At 68.3% G+C, this 378-nt stretch carries 1 protein-coding gene; it reads left to right on the plus strand.

The window, feature by feature from the left end; translation table 11 throughout:
• Positions 1–378 (plus strand): aldehyde dehydrogenase family protein (locus AB4Y92_RS26460; RefSeq protein WP_441822323.1); only part of this gene is annotated, 378 nt, incomplete at both ends.

Here is a 378-nt window from a genome sequence, read left to right on the forward strand (position 1 = left end):
GGCGCTGGACCGCTGCTCGCGACGGCAAGACCTTCCCGGTGAGCGACCCCGCGACGGGCGCCCTCGTCGCGCAGGTCGCAGCGCTCGGAGCGGCTGAAGCGACGCAGGCGATCGAGGCGGCGCATGCTGCATTCCCGACCTGGAAAGCGCTGCTGCCGCAGGCGCGCGCAGCACTGCTGCGGCGCTGGCATGCCGAGATGTTTGCGGCAGCCGAGGATCTCGCGCTTCTGATGACGCTTGAACAGGGCAAGCCACTGTCGGAAGCGCGCGGCGAGATCGCCTACGCCGCCGACTTCATCACCTATTACGCGGAGGAAGCGCTGCGCGAGAATGTCGAGAGCGTGACCAGCCATTTGCCGGGTGCGCAGATGTCGCTGT

This window comes from Lysobacter sp. TAB13 (genome assembly GCF_052113885.1).
GTDB lineage: Bacteria > Pseudomonadota > Gammaproteobacteria > Xanthomonadales > Xanthomonadaceae > Lysobacter > Lysobacter gummosus.